Genomic DNA, 24,630 nt, shown 5'->3' with positions numbered 1-24,630 from the left:
TCTCACGAGTTTAGTGAGAATCCCAGGAATAATTTTAGGAGGAGAAAAAATGATAGAAGCAAGCAAACTTACAGAGGAATTCGGATGCCTCGTATTTAACGACAGAATCATGAGGGAGCGCCTTCCCAAAGATATCTATAAGGCAGTAAAAAAGACAATCGAGAAAGGTTCACACCTTGAACTCGACGTAGCTAACTGCGTTGCAGCAACCATGAAAGAATGGGCTGTAGAAAACGGTGCTACACACTTTACACATTGGTTCCAGCCAATGACAGGCCTCACAGCTGAGAAGCACGACAGCTTCATTTCACCTACAGATGACGGCGGAGTTATCATGGAGTTTTCAGGAAAAGAGCTCGTAAAGGGCGAACCTGATGCATCAAGCTTCCCATCAGGCGGACTTCGTGCAACCTTCGAAGCAAGAGGTTATACAGCTTGGGATCCTTCATCACCAGCATTTATCAAAGACGGATCACTTTACATCCCAACAGCTTTCTGCTCATACGGCGGAGAAGCACTTGATAAAAAGACTCCTCTCTTGAGATCAATGGAGGCTCTTTCAACTGAGGCTGTTAAGATCCTTCACCACCTTGGATACAAGGATGTTACAAGAGTAAGCACAACAATCGGTTCAGAGCAGGAATATTTCCTCATTGACAAAGATTACTATAAAGCAAGAAAAGACCTTCTTTTCACAGGTAGAACTCTTCTTGGAGCACCAGCAACAAAGGGTCAGGAAATGGAAGATCACTACTTTGGTGTTATCAAGCCAAAGGTTTCAGCATATATGCATGACCTTGATGAAGAACTTTGGAAGCTCGGTATCCCAGCAAAGACCAAGCACAACGAAGTTGCTCCATCACAGCATGAGCTCGCTCCAGTATTTGAGACAGCAAACATCGCTGTAGATCACAACCAGCTCACAATGGAAGTCATGAAAAAAGTTGCTGACAAGCACAACTTTGCTTGCCTCCTTCACGAGAAGCCATTCGAAGGAATCAATGGTTCTGGTAAGCACAACAACTGGTCAGTATGCACTGATACAGGAATGAATCTCTTAGATCCAGGCAAGAACCCTGGCGAGAACATCCCATTCCTCGTATTCCTTATGGCAGTAATCGCGGCAGTTGACGAGTATGCACCAATCCTCAGACTCTCAGTAGCATCTGCTGGTAACGATCACAGACTTGGCGGCAACGAGGCACCTCCAGCAATCATCTCAATCTTCGTTGGTGATGAGCTCGCAGAAGTTCTTAAGGGTGTAGAGGCTGGCTCAGCATATCAGAGTACTGGTAAAGTTCAGATGACAATGGGAGCTACAGTACTTCCACACTTCACCAAGGACAACACAGATAGAAACAGAACATCACCATTTGCCTTCACAGGTAACAAGTTCGAGTTCCGTATGCCAGGTTCAGCAGTATCAGTAGCAAATGCAAACATCGTTCTCAACACAGCAGTTGCAGAAGAAGTTTCAAAGCTCTATGAGAAGCTCAAGGGCTACAGCGGATCAGAGCTCAAAGAGAAGGTTATGGAAGTTCTGAAAGAGACACTCCTTGAGCACAAGAGAGTACTCTTTAATGGAAACGGATATACAGATGAGTGGGTTGAAGAAGCTGAAAAGAGAGGCCTTCCAAACCTCAAGTCTCTTCCAGATGCAATGCCATTCTGGATCTCAGACGAGTCAATCGCTCTCTTCACAAAGCACGGCATCTTCACAAAGGAAGAGATTCAGTCAAGATATGAGATCCTCCTTGAGAACTACTCAAAGTCAATCCATATCGAAGCTCTCACAATGCAGGAGATGGTACGCAAAGACCTTACAGAAGGCATCGTAGCTTATGAGAAGGATCTTGTAAAAGAAGCATCACAGAAGAAAGCACTTCTTGGCGACGGCGCTGGTTCACTTGAGATCGGTATCCTTAAGTCTCTCGACGAAGCAAGCGTAGAGATTGGCAAAGCTCTCGCTAAACTCACTGAAGATACCAAGACAGCAGAAGATAAGACAGAAGCTCTCGACACAGCAGAGTTCTATCAGAGAACAGTCCTTGCAGACATGGATGAACTCAGAAAGTACGCAGACAAAGCAGAAGCCCTCATCCCAGAGAAGTACCTCTCATACCCAACATACGGTCAGATGCTTTTCTCTCTAAGATAAAAAGCAATAGATATAGGAAGGAAGCCCAAAATGGAAACATGGTTCAATGAAAAAGATGCCTGCGGTATAGGTGCGGTCATAAATATAAACGGCAAACCTGATAATAAAGTTCTTGACGATGCTCTTTCCATTGTTGAGAAGCTTGAGCATCGCGCAGGTAAAGATGCAACAGGTAAAGTTGGAGACGGCGTAGGAATCCTTGTTCAGATTTCCCACAAATTCTTTTCAAAAGAAGCCGCCAAAAACGGCATCAAATTAAAGAAAGCCGGTGACTATGGAATTGGCATGTTCTTTTTTCCGCAAGATGACATGAAGCGCATGTTTGCCAAAAGAATGCTTGAAGTCATTGCAGAAAAAGAAGGCCTTAAAGTACTGGGATGGAGAGATGTAGAGACACATCCCGAGATCCTCGGTGAAGTGGCTGTTAATTGTATGCCACATATCAGTCAGTGCTTCATTGAAAGACCTGCTGACGTAGAAAAAGGAATCGACTTTGATAGACGTCTCTATTGCCTTAGAAGAGAGTACGAGAAGTCATCAGAAGATACATATATCTGCTCTTTTTCATCCAGGACCATTGTCTACAAGGGCATGTTTTTGGTAGGACAGTTACGTAATTTCTATGAGGATCTTCTTTCACCAGATTATGTAACTGCTATTGCCATGGTTCATAGTCGCTTCTCTACTAATACAACACCTTCGTGGCAGCGTGCTCATCCATATCGCATGATCGCCCACAACGGTGAGATCAACACTATCCGTGGTAACAGCGATAGAATGCTCGCCAGAGAAGAGACCATGTCCTCAGACATTTTGGGTGACGACCTGGGTAAGGTTTATCCCGTTATCGCATCATCAGGCTCAGATTCAGCAATGCTTGATAACACCCTGGAGTTTCTATACATGAACGGAATGGATCTTCCGCTTGCAATGATGCTCACTATCCCGGAGCCCTGGAAGCACAACGACTTCATGGATCAGAGCAGAAAAGATTTTTACCATTACTATGCAACAATGATGGAGCCATGGGATGGCCCAGCGGCAGTTCTTTTCACAGATGGAGAACTCTTTGGTGCTACCCTTGACAGAAACGGACTCCGCCCATCCAGATATTACGTTACCAAGGATGGCAGGCTTATCCTGTCGTCAGAAGTTGGCGTTCTTGATATTCCAGAAGAGATCATTGAAAAGAAATCACGTCTTTCACCAGGCCACATGCTCCTTGTAAACACCAAGGAAGGACGCATCATCTCAGATGAAGAGTGCAAGGAAAAGTATGCCAAGTCCAAGCCTTATGGTGAGTGGCTCGACAGATACCTTCTGCATCTTCATAAACTCAGTATTCCAAATAAAAAGATCCCAACACATACCCAGGAAATGCGCGACAAACTCTACAAAGTTTTTGGCTACTCCTACGAGGATGTGAAGACTCAGATCATGCCTATGGCAACAACTGGAATCGAACCTACAGTATCCATGGGAACTGACGTGCCACTGGCTATGCTTTCTCAGCATCATCAGCCACTTTTCTGCTATTTCAAGCAGCTCTTTGCCCAGGTTACAAATCCGCCTATCGACTCACTTCGAGAGAAGGTTGTAACAGATACAACTGTTTACATCGGCTCTGATGGAAATCTTTTGAAGGAAAAAAGCGATAACTGTAAGGTTCTTGAAGTAAATAGCCCAATCCTTACTGGCGTTGATCTCATGAAGATCGAAAACCTGGATCAGCCAGGCTTCAAGGTTCAGAAGATATCTCTTTTGTACTACAAGAATACTCCTGTAGAAAGAGCCTTAGAGCAGCTGGATGTTTCTGTAGACAGAGCAGTTGCTGATGGAGTGAACATCATAATCCTCTCAGACAGGGGAGTAGATGAGAACCATATGCCTATTCCTTCACTTCTTGCTGTTTCTTCTGTGGAGCAGCATCTTGTAAGGACCAAGCAGCGCACAGCAGTGTCACTCATTCTTGAAAGCGGTGAGCCAAGAGACGTTCATCAGATCGCTACACTTCTTGGTTTTGGTGCGCGAGCTATCCACCCTTACCTGGCGCAGGAGTGTATCGCAGAGCTCATCGATATTGGAATACTTGATAAAGACTACCACACTGCTATTGCAGATTATAATAAAGCTCTTCTTGGAGGCGTTGTTAAGATCGCAGCCAAGATGGGTATTTCAACCCTTCAGTCCTACCAGTCAGCAAGGATCTTTGAGGCAATCGGTCTGTCAAAAGAGCTTGTGGACAAGTACTTTACAGGAACCACCAGCAGGGTAGGCGGTATTGGAATAAATGAGATTGGTGAGGATGTAGAGTTTAGACATAATCAGGCCTTTGATCCACTTGGTCTTTCTACTGATTCAACTCTTGATTCCTTTGGCTTCCACAATTTAAGAAGTGGTGATGACAAGGAAGACCATATGTATAATCCAAAGACCATCGTAACTCTCCAGAGAGCAGTCAGAGAGGGCGACTACGAGAGATTCAAGGAATATACACAGATGGTGGACGATGAGGACAGACCTCATACACTCAGAGCTCTTTTGTCCTTTGTACCAGCCAAAAAGCCGGTACCACTTGAGGAAGTTGAGAGGGAAGAGGAAATCGTAAAGCGCTTCCAGACAGGTGCTATGTCCTATGGCTCTCTTTCTCAGGAGGCCCATGAAACCCTTGCTATTGCCATGAACAGACTTGGAGGAAAGTCCAACACTGGTGAAGGCGGCGAGGACAAAGCACGATTTGGAACTGAGAGAAACAGTGCAGTTAAGCAGGTTGCATCAGGTAGATTTGGCGTTAGCAGTCAGTACCTCTTAAGTGCAAAGGAAATACAGATCAAAATGGCGCAGGGTGCTAAGCCGGGTGAAGGTGGACATCTTCCTGGCAAGAAGGTATACCCTTGGGTTGCAGCAACAAGATTCTCAACTCCAGGTGTAGCCCTGATTTCACCACCACCACATCATGATATCTATTCAATTGAAGACCTTGCACAGCTCATTTACGATCTCAAAAACGCCAATGACAAGGCAAGGATCTCAGTTAAATTGGTTTCAGAAGCAGGAGTTGGAACTATAGCTTCTGGTGTAGCCAAGGCAGGAGCACAGGTAATCCTTGTGTCAGGCTATGACGGAGGAACAGGCGCCGCTCCTTCATCTTCAGTTCATCACGCAGGACTTCCATGGGAACTTGGTGTAAGCGAAGCTCATCAGTCTCTTTTGGATAATGGTCTTAGAAGCCGCGTTGTTCTGGAGACAGATGGTAAGCTCATGACAGGTAGAGACGTTGCCATTGCAGCGCTCCTTGGTGCTGAGGAATTTGGCTTTGCAACAGCTCCACTTGTAACAATGGGATGCATGATGATGAGAGTATGTTCCAAGGATACATGTCCGTTTGGTATTGCAACTCAGAACGAGGAGCTCAGAAAGAGATTTAAAGGTAAGCCAGAACACGTAATGAACTTCATGCTCTTCGTAGCAAGACAGCTTCGCGAGATCATGAGTGAACTTGGATTTAGAACTGTAGAAGAGATGGTAGGTCATACAGACAGACTTCAGATGAGAAGCTATGATGAAGCATCTGCAAGTGTAAGCCAGAGAAAGAACGCAGCAGATCTTAAAAGGATCCTTGATTCAAGATATGCAGGGGCAACAAATAATCATTTTGATCCAAAGGATATTTATAATTTTGAGCTTGAAAAGACACTTGATTCAAGAGTGCTCATTCCTGAATACGAAAAGAGCAAAAAGAATCTTGGTAACAAACAGATCAGATTGAAGGTTGATATTTCAAGCACCGACAGAAGCTTTGGTACCCTTCTTGGCAGCAGAGTAACTGCAGACTTTGAAAATGCCCTATCAGATGATTCGATCCTTGTAGAGGCAAATGGAGGCGGAGGTCAGTCCTTTGGCGCATTCCTTCCAAAGGGCGTAACTTTAAAGCTCTACGGCGATGCAAATGATGGCTTTGGAAAAGGACTTTCAGGAGGCAAGGTAATCGTAAGACCGTCTGACAAGGCTACCTACAAGGCTCATGAAAATATCATAATCGGTAACGTGGCTCTGTATGGCGCCACAGCCGGAAAAGCATATGTATGCGGTATTGCAGGCGAAAGATTCTGTGTTAGAAACTCAGGTGCTGTTGCAGTGGCAGAAGGCTGCGGTGACCACGGTCTTGAGTACATGACAGGCGGACGAGCTGTTATCCTTGGTATGACCGGCAAGAACTTTGCTGCCGGCATGAGCGGAGGTATAGCCTATGTCCTTGATAGAGAGCATACCCTATACCTTAGAATGAACAAGGATATGGCTTCACTCTATGAAGTGACTGAAAAGTATGATATAGCAGAACTTCGAAGCATTATCGAAGACTATGTAAAAGAAACAGGTTCAGAATTTGGCAAAGAGATCCTGAATGATTTTGAAAATTTCATTCCTGATTTCAAGAAGATCGTTCCAAATGATTATCAGAAGATGCTTACGGCCATAGGAAAGTATGAGGAACAGGGTATTGATCACGATCACGCTGTCCTAGAAGCATTCAAAGAACTTACATGATAAACGTAAACATTCATCTGAGAATTAGATAGGAGATTGAAAATGGGAAAAGAAACAGGATTTCTTGAGTATACAAGAACAAATAATAAAGATGTACCACCAGAGGAGAGGATTCTCAACTTTGAGGAATTCCATACACCTCTTGATACAGAATCACGCAGAAAGCAGGCAGCTAGATGTATGAACTGCGGTGTTCCATTCTGCCAGTCAGCTATGAATCTTGGGGGCATGGTAACAGGTTGCCCTCTTCATAACCTGATTCCTGAGTGGAACGATGAGATCTATAAAGGCCATGAGAAGCACGCTTTTGACAGACTTCACAAAACCAGTAACTTTCCTGAGTTTACAGGAAGGGTGTGCCCGGCTCTTTGTGAGAAAGCCTGCATGTGCGGACAAAATGGCGATGCAGTAACGGTTCATGACAACGAGCTGTATCTGGTAGAGACAGCCTTTGCAAAGGGTTATATCAAACCTTTGATACCAACTATCAGAAGCGGCAAAAAAGTTGCTGTTATAGGAGCAGGACCTTCAGGACTTGCAGTAGCAGATGACTTAAATCACAGAGGACATTACGTAGAAGTTTTTGAAAGAGAAGATGAAGTCGGCGGTCTTCTCATGTATGGAATTCCAAATATGAAGCTTGATAAGAGCGTCATAAAGCGCAGAAGAAAACTCATGGAAGCAGAAGGAGTATTGTTCCATACTGGTGCGAATATCACCAAGGAAGAGAGCACAGCTCTTTTGAGCAAATTTGACGCAGTAGTGCTATGCTGCGGTGCCAAGAAGGCACGACCACTTCCTGCCGCAGATCCAGAGAAGGTAAAGGGCGTTTACTACGCAGTAGATTTCCTTACAAAGACCACAAAAGCTCTTCTGAAGGCAGAGGATAGAACAGTAGAAGCTCTTAAGGAAGAAGGCGGATATATAGATGCAGCAGGCAAAAACGTCGTCATCGTTGGTGGTGGTGATACTGGTAACGATTGTATCGGAACTGTCATCAGAATGGGAGCAAAGTCAGTTACAGCTCTTGAGATGATGCCAAAGCCTCCTGTAGAAAGAGCTGCTAATAATCCATGGCCTGAGTGGCCAAAGGTCTTAAAGACAGATTATGGCCATGAAGAGGCTATCCACGTATTTGAATCTGACCCAAGAGTCTATGAGACCACGGTAAAGAGCGTAACTACCGACAAAAAGGGAAATATTAAACAAATTGAGACAGTAAAAGTAGGATTTAAGGGTGGAAAACTTGTTCAGATAGCAGGAACAGAAAAGACTCTTAAATGCGATATTCTCCTTATTGCAGCAGGATTTATTGGCTGTGAAGACTATTCAGCAGAAGCTTTTTCTCTTAAGACCAGTCAGAGAGGAACTATCGTAACTGATATTGATAGCTACCACATTCCTAACACTAAAGTCTTTAGTGCAGGAGATATGCATAGAGGTCAGTCCCTTGTTGTATGGGCAATTGCAGAGGGTAAAGCCTGTGCAAAAGAGGTTGATGAGTACCTTATGGGTTATACAAATCTATAAAAACGTGAAAAAGAGTGCTTCTCGGAAAGAGGAGCACTCTTTAGTTTAATGAACAGTTTACTATAATTTAATAAAGTGAATTAACGCAATATGGTATATTAATATAAGCAACAGTTGTTTTTTCGTATCCGGAGAGCACATATATGTGGAAACGTGCACAGGAGCGATTCCGTACGCGAAGTCTAGTTGCGACCATAGTACTTATGGCTGCGATATTCATTGCTTCCATTATTTATGTTTTTTATGTGCGGGATTACACCAGGCAGCAAAGCTACATAAAGCTTCAGCAAGCCACCGAGGAAACCGTTGAGTCCATCGAGGGTCAGTTTCGTGCGGACCGAAATATGTTGCGTCTTATCGCAAGGATCATCTCAGAGACTGATGTATCTCTTCGATCTGTCAGTATTTCCAAGTACATGAATATATATGATGTTAATGCTGGTGTATCTGATGTTGCTATTCTTATGCGGGATAACATGGCTGTAAGAATAAGTGGAGCAGATACGGATACTACTGGCATTTTAAATTTCAATGAAGTAAAAGAAAAAGGTGAGCATCTGTCGACTCTTCAAAAGGATCTTGATAACGATGAGGAGCTTGATATCAGAAATTTTGTACCTATTCGAAAAGAAGGAAAGACCATTGCATTTATTTACGGTACAACTACGCCGGAATCTATTCTAAGCGCATGGACCCCGGATATTTATGATGGACATGCCATAGTATCCATAATAGAAAGAGACACGGGGCTGTTCCTGGCTGATGGCCTTGGAAGAACCAACGAGGTTTTGCAAGAATCTGATTTTACAGTGGCGCAGATCACTACAAATGAAAGCATTGTTGACTCAGTAAAAAATGGGAGAAGAGGCTTTGCCATACTCGAGTCTCCAAGCGGAGAGGCATATTATGTATGTTTTCTTCCTATGAATATTGCCAACTGGGAGCTTTCTGTGAGCGTTCCGGAAAAAGATCTCTATGCGACAGTAAGGCCTATGTACAGATCTCTTTATATATTCCTGATCGTAATGACACTGGCGCTGGTTGTATATTTCCTGTATGTCATCCACATTACAACAGGTTCTCTTATTGGTATCGAGAGAAGAGCCAATATGGATGCTCTTACCGGACTTCAGAATCGTAATAGATATGAATATTTCTGTCAGCATCTTCAGCAGGGAACAGAAGGAATTGCCTGCATCTATTTTGATGTTAATGGCCTTCATGAAGTCAACAATACTCAAGGCCATCTGGCAGGTGACAATATGCTCAAGACCATAGCATCCATTATCTGTAATGAATTTGGCGATTCCAATACTTACAGGATAGGCGGCGATGAATTTGTGGCCTTTAGATATGAGCGAGATGAGCAGGCTGTCAGAAAGGATCTTGATAGGGTGTTAAAAGAGGTAGAGTCAAACGGATACCATGTGGCAAGCGGTCTTGCAATGGCGACACCTGACAAAAAGCTCTTGACTGTTATCAAGAATGCCGAAGAAGAAATGTATGAAAATAAGGCCAAGTACTATGAATCCATAGGAAAGGAGATGCGAGGATGATGAAAAGAAAATTAAAAGCATCCGCTCTCTTTATGGTGATGGTGCTTCTTTTAACAGGCTGTTATGCTAAGCTCCCTGATATCGAAAATCATACGCTGGATGATGCGTACCGAAGTGATGCTGTTGTATATAATACCCTGTACGCTTCAGAAGTTACTAATCTTAATTACCTGGTTACAAGCTCTCCGGTAGACACTGTCATCACAGCTAATGTAATTGACGCACTTGTTGACTATGATAATGAGGGCAATATAGTTCCGGGACTTGCAGAGAGTTGGGAATGTACAGAGGATATGTGTACGTGGGTATTCCATTTGAGGAATGGAATCAAATGGGTTGATTATGAAGGAAATGTCTATGGCGAAGTTGTGGCAGATGATTGGGTTGCTGCTGCAGAGTATGTGAACAATGCAGCCAATGAGACAGACTGTCAATATATGTATTGCACCGGATCTGTTGTGAAGGGAGCACAGGAGTATTATGACTATACCAGATCTCTTCTGCATCCGGAAGAATATGATGTGAAACCCAAAAAGGTAGAGCCTTCAGATATAGGAGTAATGGCTTATGATGATAAGACTCTTATCTATAAGCTTGATAAACCTTGTCCATTTTTCTTGAGTGTTCTTTCCTATACTTCTTATCTACCTGTTAGCAGGAAATATCTCAAATCATCTGGAACAATGTTCGGAAAAGACTATAAGAATGTCTTGTACAATGGTGCATATATACTCCACTATTTTCAGCCTTTGGAAAAACAGATATTGGTTAAGAATCCGAATTACTGGGATAGAGACAAGGTGTATATAGATAGAGTAGAAAATGTCTATGATTCAGAAGCGGCTACTATCGGAGTTGAAAGATATGAAGAAGGGCTTATAGATAAGGCTGTTGTAAGTGCAGACAAGCTAGAGCGATATCTTTCGATGAGATTTCATTCAGATGAGATCCATGGTACAATTCCAGATTGTTCTTATTCATATTTTTACGTTTTTAATTTTGCACCAAGTTATAACGAAGAGAATGAACCGGAAAACTGGCGCAAAGCCGTGGTAAATGAGAACTTTAGAAAAGCTATCATGTGCTCTATAGATAGAGAGGAGGCCCTATCTGTTTATGAGCCATATGATCCAGGAAAACTGGTGAATAATACGGTTACCCCACCAGGAGCTATCAGTATAGATGGAAAAGATTATACGAAATTTGGAAAGCTAGGATATTATACCGGTAGAGACAGTTACAACAGAAATGATGCTAGAATCTATAGAGATCTTGCAAAGAGGCAACTTAATGAAGCCGGAGTAACCTTTCCTATCAAGATCCTTATGCCTTACAATCCTTCTGTTGTAGGTTGGAAGCAGGAAGTGTTTACAATAAAGAAACAGCTTGAGCATTCTCTTGGAACAGATTTTATTGAGGTAGTTGTAGAAGCTGGAAGCGATACAGGATTTTTGAATGCAGTTCAAAGAAGTGGAAAGTTTTCATTTATGAAATGCCGATGGGGAGCCGATTATGAAGATCCCAAAACCTGGACAGAGCCTTTTGAAGAGGAAGATGATTATTCATTCTGGCATCAGTGCGAGGATGAAAAAGTCAAAGAAGTCTGTGAGATATGGGAGAAGCAAAAAGACAATGCTTCGGAAATAACGGATGATGAAAATTTAAGATTTGAAGCCTTTGCTGAGGCAGAGCGTCTTATTCTTGATCATGCCATAGTTGTTCCGTTCTCCATAATGATAGGTGATGGCTATGTTATGGATAAGATAAATGAATTTGAGAGAGAGTATTCCTCTTATGGAATAGCTAAACAAAGATATAAGGGATGCCATTTATATGAGGATTCCATGGACATGGAAGAATACCAAAAAGCCTATAAAGAATGGGCACATATAGAAGATGAAGAAGAATAAAAGCTGGTCCCTTACAAAAGAGACCAGCTTTTTGTTATGAATGTTATACCACCAGATGCAACATCCTTGTAGCAATATTGAAGTAAACCAGAAGTGACAGTGCATCTACTATTGTTGTAATGAATGGACTTGCCATTACAGCAGGGTCAAATCCCACCTTGGAAGCCAGCATAGGAAGGCAGCAGCCCACCAGCTTGGCAATAAGCACTACGAACAAAAGTGTAAGGCAGATAACTGCAGCAACTGTAATAGTAACTCTGTCCAGGAATATCAGCTTTAAGAAGTTAGCACATGCAAGGGTAAGACCGCAAAGAACAGCGACTCTTATCTCTTTCCATATTATCTTGAAAATATCTTCAAACTCAATCTCTTTAAGTGAAAGTCCACGGATAATTGAAACACTTGCCTGTGAACCAGCATTTCCGCCGGTATCCATTAGCATTGGGATGTAAGCTGTAAGTACTACATATGCTGAAAGAGCGTCTTCAAAGCCTGTAATGATAGCACCTGTAAATGTGGCACTTATCATCAGGAATAATAGCCAAGGGATACGATTCTTGTAGGTTTCAAAGATACCAACCTTTGGATAAGGCTTATCAGATGGTACAATAGCAGCCATCTTCTCGATATCCTCTGTAGCCTCTTCTTCAAGAATGTCCACAACGTCATCGATTGTGATGATTCCGACCATACGACTCTCATTGTCTACAACAGGCATTGCTGTAAATCCGTATTTCTGGAACATGCGGGCAGCTTCTTCCTGGTCAGTCATGGTATTGATGCTGATGACATTGGTGTTCATGATATCGCCGATGATTTCATCAGGCTTCATAATGAGCAGGTATCTAAGAGCAACAGTACCAACCAGAACTTTTTGCTTGGTAACAACATAACAGATGTTGATAGTCTCAGAATCTACGCCCTTTTGTCTGATCCTCTCTATGGCGTCGGTAACAGTCATATCTTCTCTGAGGTCTACATACTCCACGGTCATGATAGATCCGGCAGAGTCCTCAGGGTACTGAAGCAGATGATTGATATCAGCTCTGGTTTCAGGGCTTGCGTTAGCCAAAATGCGTTTTACAACATTAGCTGGCATCTCTTCCAAGAGGTCAGTAGCATCATCGGCCATAAGGTTGTCAATAATGTTGGATGCTTCTCGATCGGACAGTGAACGGATGATATACTGCTGGTCATCCAGTTCCAGATCGGCAAATACGTCAGCAGCCATGTCTTTTGGAAGGATTCTGAACATCTTAAGAGAATCCTCATCCTCCATCTCTCCCATAGCAGCAGCGATATCTACTGTGTTCATCTCGGAGATGGTCTGACGAAGCTTGGTATATTGCCTAGATTCAAGAAGTTCCTGTAAGATTTCTACGATTGTCTTCTCTTCTTGTAATTCCATGGTAATCTCCTATGAATTTGGTTGGCGGTTAATATGGTACTTCGACCAGGAGCAGAATCGCTACTGCAATTATGTGAATCTGACTTCATAAAAACCACCACCTTTCATACGAGATTTTGTGAGTTAACTTTAACACAATTTTTCACAAAAATAAACCTCGCAGATTGATTAATTTGCATAGAGATCAGGATAAAAAAACAACGAATACATTACAAAATTAATCTGTTTCTAAAAAATACATTAATTTTGTCATCTTGCAATAACGCGCCAACGTGATAAAGTACTTCTTAAATATTTTTTTATGTAACCTTTCTGAGATTAATTTCTTAAGGTCGTGAACGTGGAGGGGCAGATGGCATTATCGTCTGATGAATATTTAAATGAACTCTTAGGCCGCTATCAGGCCAATTTCGACATAACCAAAGACTTCGCTCTGGGAGATAAGACATATCCAGCCTATGCGTGGTTCTTTTCATTCGGCGAAAAGTATGTGCTAAAGAAGGAAGCTCAGCTCTGGGCAATACGAGCTTATGAGCATGTGCTATTTATCAAGATGGATTCGGTATCAAAAGATCTTTTGCAGGAAATAAGACAGACAATAGAAAACCATGTGGAGCCGGAGCTTGTAAGACGTGGAGAAAAGTATCCGGAAAAGGATCACATGTGTACTTACATGACATTCGTCATCATTTCTGATAAGACCCCTGACAAGGAACTGCAAAGAGAAATAAAGAGATTTAAATATGACAAAGGATATCTCTTTAATTTCAGGGGACACAGCGAAGGTAAGCTGGCTCTTGCATGCCTTGACAGTGAGACCGTTGTTACTAACTACAGTGGAAAAGAGCTAAAAGAACTCTTGACCGATATATTCAAGACCCAAAGGGGTACTAAGGAGGAGAAAGTTTCATGAATGCAGCAGTATTGTTGATCGCTAGTGCAGCAGTTCTCGTAGCAGGATATGTCTTCTACGGCGGATGGCTTGCCAGGCAGTGGGGTATCGATCCAAAGAGGAAGACACCAGCACACGAGTTAAAGGATGGTATGGACTATGTTCCAGCTAAAACACCAGTAGTTATGGGACATCATTTTTCATCAATTGCAGGAGCGGGCCCAATTAATGGACCTATTCAGGCAGCAGTTTTTGGTTGGGTTCCAGTTCTTTTATGGGTGCTTATCGGTGGTATTTTCTTTGGCGGCGTCCATGATTTCGGAGCTCTTTTTGCATCACTTCGACATAAGGGACAGTCTATCGGTGAGATCATAGATGACACTATGGGCAAGACAGCCAAGAGATTATTCCTTACCTTTGGTTATCTGACACTGCTTCTTGTAGTTGCAGCTTTCAGTTCAATCGTTGCCAGCACCTTTGGTACAACAACAGCAGCAGGAGCAGCTGTTGAGGGTGCAACACTTGCAGCTAATGAGTCTACAGCAATGATCTCTTTCCTGTTTATCGTTCTTGCTATAGTTTTTGGATTCTTTGTATATCGTAAGAATGCACCAATTGTGGTTGCATCAGTAGTTGGCTGCCTTGGAATAATCGCAATCGTAGCCATTGGACTTAATTTCCATCCAATCTCTCTTACATACAACACATGGATGTGGGTAGTTGGAGCATATATTCTTGTAGCATCTGTAACTCCAGTTTGGATTCTTTTACAGCCAAGAGATTACCTTAGCTCATTCCTTCTCTACTTCATGATCGGAGCAGGTCTGGTAGCAGTTATCGGAGCAGTTTTGGCCGGTCAGGGTAGTTTTTCAGTCCCGGCATTCGGAGATGCGACGCTTAAGGGAACCGGCGTATTTACAACAGGTACTGCTTTCCCGGCTCTTTTCGTAACTATTGCCTGCGGTGCTATTTCTGGTTTCCATTCACTGGTTTCTTCAGGAACATCTGCCAAGCAGCTTGATAATGAAAAGAATGCTAAGCCTGTAGCCTATGGTTCAATGCTTATTGAGTGCCTCGTGGCAGTTATCTCACTTTGCGCTATCGGATTTGTATGGGCAGCAGCTGCTGACGGTACATATGCAAGCCCAACTCAGGTATTCGCTGGCGGACTTTCAGCTATGATCGCTACATTTGCTCCTGGAGCTCAGAACATTATGTATCAGATGCTGATCCTTGCAGTTTCTGTATTCTGTCTTACATCACTTGATACAGCAACAAGACTTGCAAGATACATGTTCCAGGAATTCTTCCTTGAGCAGGGACAGACAGCTAAGGATGTGACAGGATACAAAAAAGTATTAGCTAATCCTTACGTAGCTACAGTTATCACAGTTGTTTTAGGTGTAAGCCTTGGTATGACGGGTTACTCCAAGATCTGGCCATTATTTGGCGCAGCTAACCAGCTTCTTGCAGCTATCGGACTTCTTGCAGTCTGCACATGGCTTGGAGCTGTAGGCAAGAACAACAAGATGTTCTATATTCCTATGGTATTCATGCTTGCTGTTACAGTTTGCTCCCTCGTACAGACTATTACAGCCAAGATGAAGGCATATGTTAGCGGAGCAGCAGATTTTTGGGCACTTATCCAGTCTGTTATCGCTGTACTGCTTGTAGTACTCTCTCTTGTACTTGCATTCATTGCTGCAAAGACACTTATCAAGCAGCATCAGGACAAGAAAAACATTAAGCCTGAAGAGGCAGCTTAATACAAAAATGCGTTGAATAATATCCCATATAGAGTTATTATAGTTATAATAAAACTAGGTTTTACTAATCGCTTGTAAGGCCTAGTTTTTTTCTTTCTAAGCCAGTTGACCGGTTTGTTTTGGAGGGCCATTTTATGGGATTATTCAATAAACTTTTCCAGAGCGGTAAATTTGAGATTGGTTCACCAGTTAACGGCACTATCGTGCCTATATCATATGTTAGTGATCCTACATTTGGTGAAGAAATGGTTGGTAAAGGTGTAGCAATACAACCTTCGGATGGTAAATTCTGTGCTCCATGTGACGGCACTCTCATAGCTCTTTTCCCAACAGGTCATGCATTCTGCATTAATACCACTGATGGGGCTGAGCTCCTTGTCCATATCGGAATTGATACAGTTAAATTAAAAGGTGAGCATTATAAGCTAATTGCAAAGCAAGGGATAGAAGTCAAAAAAGGAGATCCAATAGTTGAAGTGGATCTTGAGGGCGTAAAGGCAGCTGGGTATGACATCATAACGCCTATGGTTATCTCTAATCATAGTAAGTTTTCCAAGATCGAAAAAAAGACAGGTGCTGTAAGTGCAGGGGATACAGCAATAGTTGTCAGTAAATAATTGCAGCGGGAGACTGCAGTTAGATATAAACAACAAAGGAGGAAAAGTAGTATGATGAAGTATTTACAAAGGATCGGTAAGTCTCTGATGCTTCCAGTTGCTGTTCTTCCAGCAGCAGGTATCATGTACGGTATCGGATATTGGATTGATCCAACAGGTTGGGGGGCTAACAATATCATAGCTGCTTTCTTGATCAAGGCAGCGTCGGCCATCATCGATCAGATTCCAATTCTTTTCGCCATCGGCGTATCAGTTGGTATGGCAAAGGACCACGATGGAACCAGTGCTCTGGCAGGTCTTGTCTCTTTTCTTATGATCACAACGCTTCTTAGTAGCGGGGCTGTTGCCATGTACAGAGGTGTTGATGTATCAGAAGTTCCTGCAGCATTTGGCAAGATTAGTAATGCATTCATCGGCATTCTCGCTGGTATTATCGGATCTAGCTGCTATAACAGATTCAAAGATACGAAGCTTCCAGACTGGCTTGCATTCTTTAGTGGAAAGAGATGCGTTGCTATTGTAACAGCAGCAGCTTCATGCTTGGCTTCAGTTATCTTGTATTTCGTATGGCCTATTATTTTCGGTATCCTTGTAGCGTTTGGTACAGCTATCATTGGACTAGGTCCTATAGGTGCAGGTATCTATGTAATGCTTAACCGAGCACTTCTTCCTTTGGGACTTCACCACGCACTCAATGCTGTATTCTGGTTTGATACTGCAGGAATCAACGATCTTAACCTCTTCTGGTCAGGCGCTGACGGGGCAGTTAAGGGAGTTACAGGTCAGTACATGACAGGATTCTTCCCGATCATGATGTTTGGCCTACCTGCTGGTGCACTTGCAATGTATCACACAGCAAAAGATTCTAAGAAGAAAGTAGCAGCTTCCCTTCTTTGGGCGGGCGCTCTTGCTTCATTCTTTACAGGAATTACAGAGCCTTTGGAATTTGCATTCATGTTCCTTGCTCCTGGATTATATCTTGTTCATGCAGTTCTTTCAGGCATTTCAGCAGCAGTTTGTGCAGCTCTTCCATTTAGGGTTGGATTCAACTTCTCAGCTGGCTTTGTAGATTGGTTCCTTAGCTTTAAGGCTCCAATGGCAGTTAATCCTTGGCTTATTCTTCCAATAGGTCTTGTATTTGCAGTTATCTACTATGTAGTATTCAGATTTGTTATTATTAAGTTTGACCTCAAGACTCCTGGTCGTGAAGATGATACAGAAGAGGAAGAGAAAAAGATAGATCTTGCCAATAATGATTTCACAGCTATGGGCAAGCTCATTCTTGAAGGCCTTGGCGGCAAAGAGAACATCAAAGAGTTCGACTACTGCGCAACACGTATCCGTGCAGAAGTAAATGACTACACTCAGGTTAATGAAAAGAAGATCAAACAGGCAGGAATTGCCGGTGTCATTCGTCCATCCAAGACAACAGTTCAGGTTGTTGTAGGGCCAAAGGTACAGTTCGTACATGACGAGATAAAAAAGATGCTTTAAATGATCAGTATTTTGAAGAGGTTCAGCCTTGTGGCTGAGCCTCTTTTGCTTTAAGATATAATAGACGCTTATAAAAGAGGAGAGAAAGAGTGAAAAAATATTAAGGGGTGTTATATGCGTTTAAAAAATGTTCTTGCAGTTGTAACTAGTGTATTTTGCGCTTTTATGCTTTCTATCACTGCCTATGCTGGCAATTCAGAGCTGACGGGACTTCCTATTGATGACAGCATTGCAGGCCAGAGACCAGTAGCTATCATGGTAGACAATGAAAAGAAAGCTCTTGCTCATTACGGCGTAGCAGAGGCTGACATTGTTTATGAGATGATGAACAGCACAGCTAATGGCCGAATCACAAGACTCATGTGCCTTTACAAGGATTGGGTAAATCTGGGACAGATAGGAAGTATCCGTAGCACCAGAACTACCAACATTATCCTGACTGGTGAGTATAATGCGGTACTTATCCATGATGGAGGCCCGGTTTATATCAAGAGCTATCTGAAACAGCCTTACGCTACACATATAAGTGGCGGATTCACAAGGGTCAAGAATGGAAAGCCAACAGAATACACAGAGTATGTCTTTGGCGAAGAGCTGGTAAATAGATTTGCTAAGGCAGGTATTCCTAATACCTATAGCGCAGCTCTTGAGAGAACATCACACTTCCTTTTTAATGATAATGACGTGGAGCTTCCAAGTGAGCTTGTAGCTAATACAGTTGATCTTTCAAGCATCTTTGTCCACAACAAGAGCCAGCTTCTTTTCAATGCAGAAACAAGAACTTACGATTACTACGAGTACGGAGCTGTTCATGCAGATGCGGAGGATGGACAGGTTCTGACCTTCAAGAACGTCATTCTTCAGAATGTGCCATTTAAAAAGCTTGATAAGAATGGGTATCTTACCTATGACGTAATTGGATCAGGTACCGGTTATTACATCACTAACGGCAAGGCACTTCCAATAACATGGGTAAAAGATAGCGCTACTGGATTTACTCATTATTACTACGCTGAGGGCGTTGAGATCATGATCAATAGAGGAAAGACCTACATAGGCCTTCTCCCAACTGATACCTGTGATCAGCTTAGGATTGGTTGAAACTGCAACTTACTGTCCGTTTTATAACCCACTATAAATTATAGGATTGTATTGTGAGAAACATGCAATCCTATTTTTTATGTATAAATGCGAGGTGGATTATGAGTAAAGCGTTGATGGCAGCAGCTAGTTTATATAATGACCAGAGATTTTTATCAAAGAGTGAACTGAGGATATATAGAAATAAGATCAGACGTCAGAGAATTGTTAGAAGACAGCGCGTTACACTAGCGCTTGTTATTGCAATGATTCTTTTTGCGATGATCTTTGTAGTATCAACACTTGTCTCAGACGCTGCATCAGATGACTATACTCCAGAATACAAATACTATGGCTCAATAACTGTAGGTGTTGGTGATACTCTGTGGGACATTGCTTCAGATAATATTTCATGGACCCATTATGATACAGTAGAGGACTATATTTCAGAGATATGTAGCATCAATCATGTAGAAGAAGAGGAGATCTTTGCAGGTGACAATCTTGTGATACCGTATTTTTCAACAGAATTTAAATGATAAAAGTATTATAAAAACTGCAAAAATACTCAAAAATTCGTTTAAATATGCCGATTATTACTATATAATTAGTTTAGGAACGAATCCTTTTTTGGAGGTAACGTCTATGAGGAAAGAGTATATTGCGGGAATGCTTTTAATATCAATGATGGCGCTGGTTCTAGGATGCGGCAAGAGCACACAGATACAGTCTGAAGGCGAGGATCTTAAGCCGGTCATCTATCTTTATCCTACAGAGGACGATACAGAGATCTCTGTAAGTCTTAATTACAATGGAAATCTTGTAGAGCTTATTCCTGAGTTCAATGCAGAAGATACTTGGAATGTAACAGCCAATAGAGATGGACAGATTACCTTTGAGGGTCAGACCTATGATTACTTGTTCTGGGAAGGCGATCCAGCTTATTCCTACGACTTCTTCTCTGGCTTCTGCATCCGAGGAGCTGACACAGAGATGTTCCTTAGAGAGAAGCTTCCACTTTTAGGACTTAACGAGACTGAGACAGAAGAGTTCATCGAGTTCTGGGTTCCAATGATGGAAGGCAATGAATTCAATATGATCAGTTTCCAGGGCAATAATTATGACAAGAATGCCAAGCTTACTATCAATCCTCAGCCAGATAACATTATCAGAGTATTCATGGCTTGGTATCCGACAGACAGATATATCAAGATCAATCCTCAGTATATAGAGACTCCTTCAAGAGATGGTTTCACTGTTGTTGAATGGGGTGGCAATAAAGTAAAATAATAGGCTTGAAACTATTACAATGTTGGTCTAAAATGTTGTGCGTGGTATCGGATTAATTTCCGGAATCACGCACTTATTTTTTATCATGAACAATTAGAAATGGAGTAGTTTTTATGATGCAATCACGTACACATAACTGTGGTGAGCTGCGCATGGAAAATGTTGGCGAGAGCGTTACACTTGTTGGCTGGCTTGAGAACATGCGTGAAGTCGGAAGCGGACTTGGCTTCGTAGTTCTCAGAGACTTCTATGGCACAACCCAGATCGTCCTTGAAACAGAAGAAATGGTTAAGACAGCCAAGGCTATCAATAAGGAATCAACTATTTCTGTGAAGGGTGTAGTAAGAGAGAGATCTTCCAAGAACCCCAAGCAGGAGACAGGTGATATAGAGGTTGTTCCTGAGTCTATTACAGTCCTGGGACGTTGCCGTTACAATGAACTTCCTTTTGAGATCAATCATTCAAGAGAGGCTGATGAGACAGCTCGTCTCAAGTATCGTTATCTTGATCTTAGAAATCCAGAAGTTAAGAAGAACATCATTCTTAGATGTAACGTAGTAGCTGCACTTCGTCAGGCTATGATGGAGCATGGATTTATGGAGATCACAACTCCTATTCTTACAGCTTCATCTCCAGAAGGCGCAAGAGACTACCTTGTTCCTGCTAGAAAGCATCCTGGTAAGTTCTATGCACTTCCACAGGCTCCACAGCAGTTCAAGCAGCTTCTTATGACAGCTGGATTTGACCGTTATTTCCAGATTGCACCATGCTTCCGTGATGAGGACGCAAGAGGAGACAGGAGCCCAGGAGAGTTCTATCAGCTCGATATGGAAATGGCTTTCGCTTCTCAGGAAGACGTATTTGCAGTTTGTGAGGATGTTCTTCCTCCAATCTTTGCTAAGTATGGTACATATAACCGCGCATCAGGCGCTCCATTTAAGAGAATTCCTTATCTTGAGGCTATGGAGAAGTATGGCTCAGATAAGCCAGATCTCAGAATAGATCTTACAGTTAATGATGTTACAGAGACTCTTGCTGATTGTGGCTTTGGACCATTTGCTACAAAGGCAGAAGATGGAACAGAGACAAATGTCAGAATCAAGGCAGTTGTTGTTTCAGACTTCAAAGAGAGTAGAAAGTTCATCGACAAGACTATCTCAGACGTTGAGGTTCAGTCAGGTAATAAAGCATATTGGTTCAGAATTGATGAGAATGGCGAGCTTGTTGGAGGTATCTCTAAGTTTGTTACTCCTATCAAGGATCAGGTTGTATCAGCTCTTTCACTTAAGGCTGGTGACCTCGTAGTTCTTTCAAGCGGCAAGCTTTCTGCTGCACAGAAGACTGCAGGTGTTATTGTTAAGACATTTGGTGCTGCTGTTCCTGGACATATGGACAAAGAGCAGTATGCATTCTGCTGGATCGTTGACTTCCCTATGTATGAGATCGGTGAGGAGTCAGGCGAGCTTGAGTTCTGTCATAACCCATTCTCAATGCCATCAGGCGGTCTTGAGACACTTCTTAAGGCTGAGAGAGGTGAGATCGATCCACTTTCTATCACAGCAGATCAGTATGACCTTGTTGTTAACGGCGTAGAGCTTTCATCAGGTGCTGTTCGTAACCATGATCCAGAGATTATGATCAAAGCATTTGAGATGGTCAGACTTGGTGAGGATGATGTTAAGGCTAAGTTCCCTGCTATGTACAACGCATTCTGCTATGGTGCACCACCACACGCTGGTATTGCTCCTGGTGTTGACCGTATGGTAATGCTTCTTGCAGGTGAGGATTCAATCCGTGAGATTATTCCTTTCCCTATGAACAAGAATGCTCAGGATATCATGATGGGTGCTCCTGGATTTGTAACAGACAAGCAGCTTGAAGAACTTCACATCAGAACTGTAGATGTAGAAGAATCTGCAGAATAATTTTGGGAATAATTACACAATATTTTTAAATAGATAATAGCCCTATTTTATTTGGCAAAGTGGTTCTTATGACCATATAGCCTGGATAAAATAGGGCTTTATTTTATGAATTTTTATGCTTTTCATGAAAAAAACAATTAATACTAAAAACAGAGATAATTTATAATCAGTTAATTTGTTAGCCGTATAATGAGTATATGATTTACATAAAGTCACATACTTAAGGAGGAAATCATGTCTGAGAAGAAAGAAATCGCTTCAAAAAAAGGAAAAAGGATAAGTGCGCAGTTACTTGTACTGATAGTACCTATTACAGCACTGGCAATAGCGATAGTTACAACATTCATAGCGTTAAGTGCTAGGTCAGTAATTGAAGAACTGGCTAAAAATGCTCTTTATCAGGAAGCAAGAGCTAATGCTGCTGAAACAGGCAGTAGAATTCAGATGATCACTACATATTTTGAGGGATTGGCCCAAACTGTAGAGAAGAACTCTTATAACAGTGATCAGGAAATAATAAATGATTACCAGTTCAGTATGGCCCAGTTTACTGAAACCAGTACAGGTTTCTATATTGGTCTTTCTAACAAGGATTATATCGATATATCGGGATGGGTTCCTGATGCTGGATTCGATCCTACGGCAAGACCTTGGTATACTTACGGCATAAACTATAGCACGATGACTATTAATCCACCTACAGTGGATCTTAGTACCGGAGAGATTGTAGCATCTATTTCAAGAAAAATTACACTAAAGGATGGCAGAAGCGGAGTAATATCTGCGGATATTTTTCTTAATGACATTTCCAAGACAACTAGCGCATTTAAGCCTCTTGGAACAGGCTCCACAATGATGTTCTCAGGTTCAACAATGGTTGCATCTCCTGCAGAGGATCAGATAGGAAAAGATGTATCTGACTATCCTAACGATGGATTCATCCAGCAGGTTGCGTCTATCGTTAAGAGTGGCGGAACAAATGATATCATCACTATCCATGGAACTGATGGACATGATTACTATGTAGCATTTAATAATGTTGCAGGAACAGAGTGGTACCTTGTTTCATTTGTAAAGGTTTCAGAAGTGCTTGCTTCACTTAGAAGCTTCATCATAATCAGCGTGATCATAGCTGCTATAATCGTGTTCATTATGGCAATCATAATGTTCAGAGTAATTACAAGAATGATCACTAAGCCAGTTAGCAATCTGACTAATAATATTACAAGGATCGCAAGTGGTGACTTCACTGTAGATATTCAGAAGGGCAGTGAAAATGCAAACGAGATCGGTATCATGAACAATAACATGTTTGATTATGTTAATCAGATGCGTGATACTCTTGCAGAACTTAAGGGGGTTACAGGTAAGCTTGCTACAGAAGCGAATAATAGTAAGACAGCATCCAGTGACCTCAATGAACAGGCTGATGAGCAGAGCAGGGCAATGCAGCAGATTCAGGGTGCTATGGATGATATGGCACATGCCGTTACAGAACTTGCAAATCAGGCAACAACCCTTGCACAGGAAGTAAGTAACCTTAATGATAAGAGTACTCAGACAAAAGATACTATGGAAACTCTCGTAACGAAGGCAAAAGAAGGCCAGAGAGACATGGAAGCAGTACAGACCGGTATGACAAACATCTCATCTTCAATGGAAGAGATGAACAGAGTAGTTGGAGATGTAGGAGAATCTGCTAACAAGATCAATTCCATTATCGAGATTATCAACTCTATTGCGTCACAGACAAACCTACTTTCACTCAATGCTTCAATTGAGGCTGCAAGAGCTGGTGAGGCTGGTAAGGGATTTGCAGTTGTAGCTACAGAGATTGGTCAGCTTGCTAATAACAGTGCTGAGTCAACAACTCAGATTGCTGAGATCATCAAGGATATCACATCACAGATAAAAGACCTTTCAGATAAGTCACAGGCTAACATGGAAGAGATCAGTGCTAACATGGATGCAGTCAATACTGCAGGAGAGACCTTTGAAGAGATCTTTAAGAGTCTCGATGAGACCAGCGATATTGTCGGTGAGATGATCTCTAAGGTAGGCAATGTTGATGAGATCGCAACTTCTATGGCTGCTATTTCAGAAGAGCAGTCAGCAAGTACACAGGAAGTTAGCGCAACAGCTACAACTCTTGCAACTAGTGCAGAGCAGGTTGCAGTTAACTCCAAGGGTGTTGATGGAAGTGCGGCTGCAGTATCAGAATCCTCAGATAGGATCGGGGATCTCATTAGTCAGTTCAAACTTTAATTACAATATAGCTATATAAATAGAGTTTCAGAACAATAAGCGAAATTTTGATAAAATATTTCTAAATCAAAAGGCTAAGGGTTCCATTTTCCTAGAAAGGAAGGGACTTTTGGCCTTTTTTAATACAATACACACAAAAGCATTAATCGTCTAACATCAGTTGAGAAAATGGCGCAAAAAGTGTATTATTA

Annotated in this window: 15 protein-coding genes; 14 read left to right on the top strand and 1 reads right to left on the bottom strand. The window is 42.1% G+C overall.

The features are described from left to right. Nucleotides 1-49: 49 nt before the first annotated feature. The 5 genes from BUA02_RS08985 to BUA02_RS08965 all read left to right on the top strand — a co-directional run bounded on the left by BUA02_RS08985 (nucleotide 50) and on the right by BUA02_RS08965 (nucleotide 11,702). The gene (locus tag BUA02_RS08985; RefSeq protein WP_072703046.1) at nucleotides 50-2,158 is read left to right on the top strand and encodes a glutamine synthetase III family protein; all 2,109 of its coding nucleotides are present in this window, start codon (nucleotides 50-52) and stop codon (nucleotides 2,156-2,158) included. Between the two features lie 30 nt (nucleotides 2,159-2,188). Continuing rightward, complete coding sequence (gene gltB, locus BUA02_RS08980; RefSeq protein WP_072703042.1) at nucleotides 2,189-6,706, top strand: glutamate synthase large subunit; 4,518 nt, start codon at nucleotides 2,189-2,191, stop codon at nucleotides 6,704-6,706. 42 nt (nucleotides 6,707-6,748) lie between these two features. Beyond that, nucleotides 6,749-8,236 (top strand): glutamate synthase subunit beta, encoded by a 1,488-nt coding sequence (locus BUA02_RS08975; protein WP_072703039.1) that lies wholly within the window; start codon nucleotides 6,749-6,751, stop codon nucleotides 8,234-8,236. A 344-nt stretch (nucleotides 8,237-8,580) separates the two neighbouring features. Beyond that, a complete protein-coding gene (locus BUA02_RS08970; RefSeq protein WP_072703036.1) occupies nucleotides 8,581-9,792 on the top strand; it encodes a GGDEF domain-containing protein in 1,212 nt (403 codons plus the stop codon). Then, nucleotides 9,789-11,702, top strand: coding sequence for an ABC transporter substrate-binding protein (locus tag BUA02_RS08965; RefSeq protein ID WP_072703033.1), 1,914 nt, complete (start codon nucleotides 9,789-9,791; stop codon nucleotides 11,700-11,702). Before BUA02_RS08970 ends, BUA02_RS08965 begins: the two co-directional genes overlap by 4 nt. A 43-nt stretch (nucleotides 11,703-11,745) precedes the next feature. On the opposite strand, the gene mgtE is transcribed toward BUA02_RS08965, so the two are convergent. Continuing rightward, the gene (mgtE, locus tag BUA02_RS08960) at nucleotides 11,746-13,110 is read right to left on the bottom strand and encodes a magnesium transporter (RefSeq protein ID WP_071174995.1); all 1,365 of its coding nucleotides are present in this window, start codon (nucleotides 13,108-13,110) and stop codon (nucleotides 11,746-11,748) included. A 352-nt stretch (nucleotides 13,111-13,462) separates the two neighbouring features. Between mgtE and BUA02_RS08955 the strand changes: the two genes are divergently transcribed. From BUA02_RS08955 to BUA02_RS08915, 9 genes are all read left to right on the top strand, one after another. Then, complete coding sequence (locus tag BUA02_RS08955; RefSeq protein ID WP_072703030.1) at nucleotides 13,463-14,023, top strand: DUF8052 family protein; 561 nt, start codon at nucleotides 13,463-13,465, stop codon at nucleotides 14,021-14,023. Further along, nucleotides 14,020-15,768 carry a carbon starvation CstA family protein gene (locus BUA02_RS08950; RefSeq protein ID WP_072703027.1) on the top strand — a complete coding sequence of 583 codons (1,749 nt, stop codon included), beginning with the start codon at nucleotides 14,020-14,022 and terminating at the stop codon, nucleotides 15,766-15,768. Before BUA02_RS08955 ends, BUA02_RS08950 begins: the two co-directional genes overlap by 4 nt. 134 nt (nucleotides 15,769-15,902) lie before the next feature. Further along, on the top strand, nucleotides 15,903-16,385 hold the full coding sequence (locus tag BUA02_RS08945) for a PTS sugar transporter subunit IIA (protein ID WP_072703024.1): 483 nt from the start codon (nucleotides 15,903-15,905) through the stop codon (nucleotides 16,383-16,385). A 51-nt stretch (nucleotides 16,386-16,436) separates the two neighbouring features. Then, entirely contained in the window at nucleotides 16,437-17,879 is a 1,443-nt protein-coding gene (gene nagE / locus BUA02_RS08940; RefSeq protein WP_178297631.1) for an N-acetylglucosamine-specific PTS transporter subunit IIBC, read from the top strand. A 114-nt stretch (nucleotides 17,880-17,993) separates the two neighbouring features. After that, the gene (locus BUA02_RS08935; protein ID WP_072703021.1) at nucleotides 17,994-18,980 is read left to right on the top strand and encodes a DUF3048 domain-containing protein; all 987 of its coding nucleotides are present in this window, start codon (nucleotides 17,994-17,996) and stop codon (nucleotides 18,978-18,980) included. A 101-nt stretch (nucleotides 18,981-19,081) separates the two neighbouring features. Beyond that, a complete protein-coding gene (locus tag BUA02_RS08930; RefSeq protein ID WP_072703018.1) occupies nucleotides 19,082-19,498 on the top strand; it encodes a LysM peptidoglycan-binding domain-containing protein in 417 nt (138 codons plus the stop codon). Between the two features lie 106 nt (nucleotides 19,499-19,604). Beyond that, nucleotides 19,605-20,249 carry a hypothetical protein gene (locus BUA02_RS16095; protein WP_083572709.1) on the top strand — a complete coding sequence of 215 codons (645 nt, stop codon included), beginning with the start codon at nucleotides 19,605-19,607 and terminating at the stop codon, nucleotides 20,247-20,249. A 113-nt stretch (nucleotides 20,250-20,362) separates the two neighbouring features. Continuing rightward, nucleotides 20,363-22,174 carry an aspartate--tRNA ligase gene (aspS, locus tag BUA02_RS08920; protein ID WP_072703016.1) on the top strand — a complete coding sequence of 604 codons (1,812 nt, stop codon included), beginning with the start codon at nucleotides 20,363-20,365 and terminating at the stop codon, nucleotides 22,172-22,174. A gap of 234 nt (nucleotides 22,175-22,408) precedes the next feature. Next, on the top strand, nucleotides 22,409-24,439 hold the full coding sequence (locus BUA02_RS08915) for a methyl-accepting chemotaxis protein (protein ID WP_072703012.1): 2,031 nt from the start codon (nucleotides 22,409-22,411) through the stop codon (nucleotides 24,437-24,439). The last annotated feature ends 191 nt before the right edge of the window (nucleotides 24,440-24,630 follow it).

Source organism: Butyrivibrio hungatei DSM 14810 (assembly GCF_900143205.1).
Lineage (GTDB): Bacteria > Bacillota > Clostridia > Lachnospirales > Lachnospiraceae > Butyrivibrio > Butyrivibrio hungatei.
This window is presented reverse-complemented; position numbering and strand designations above follow the sequence as displayed.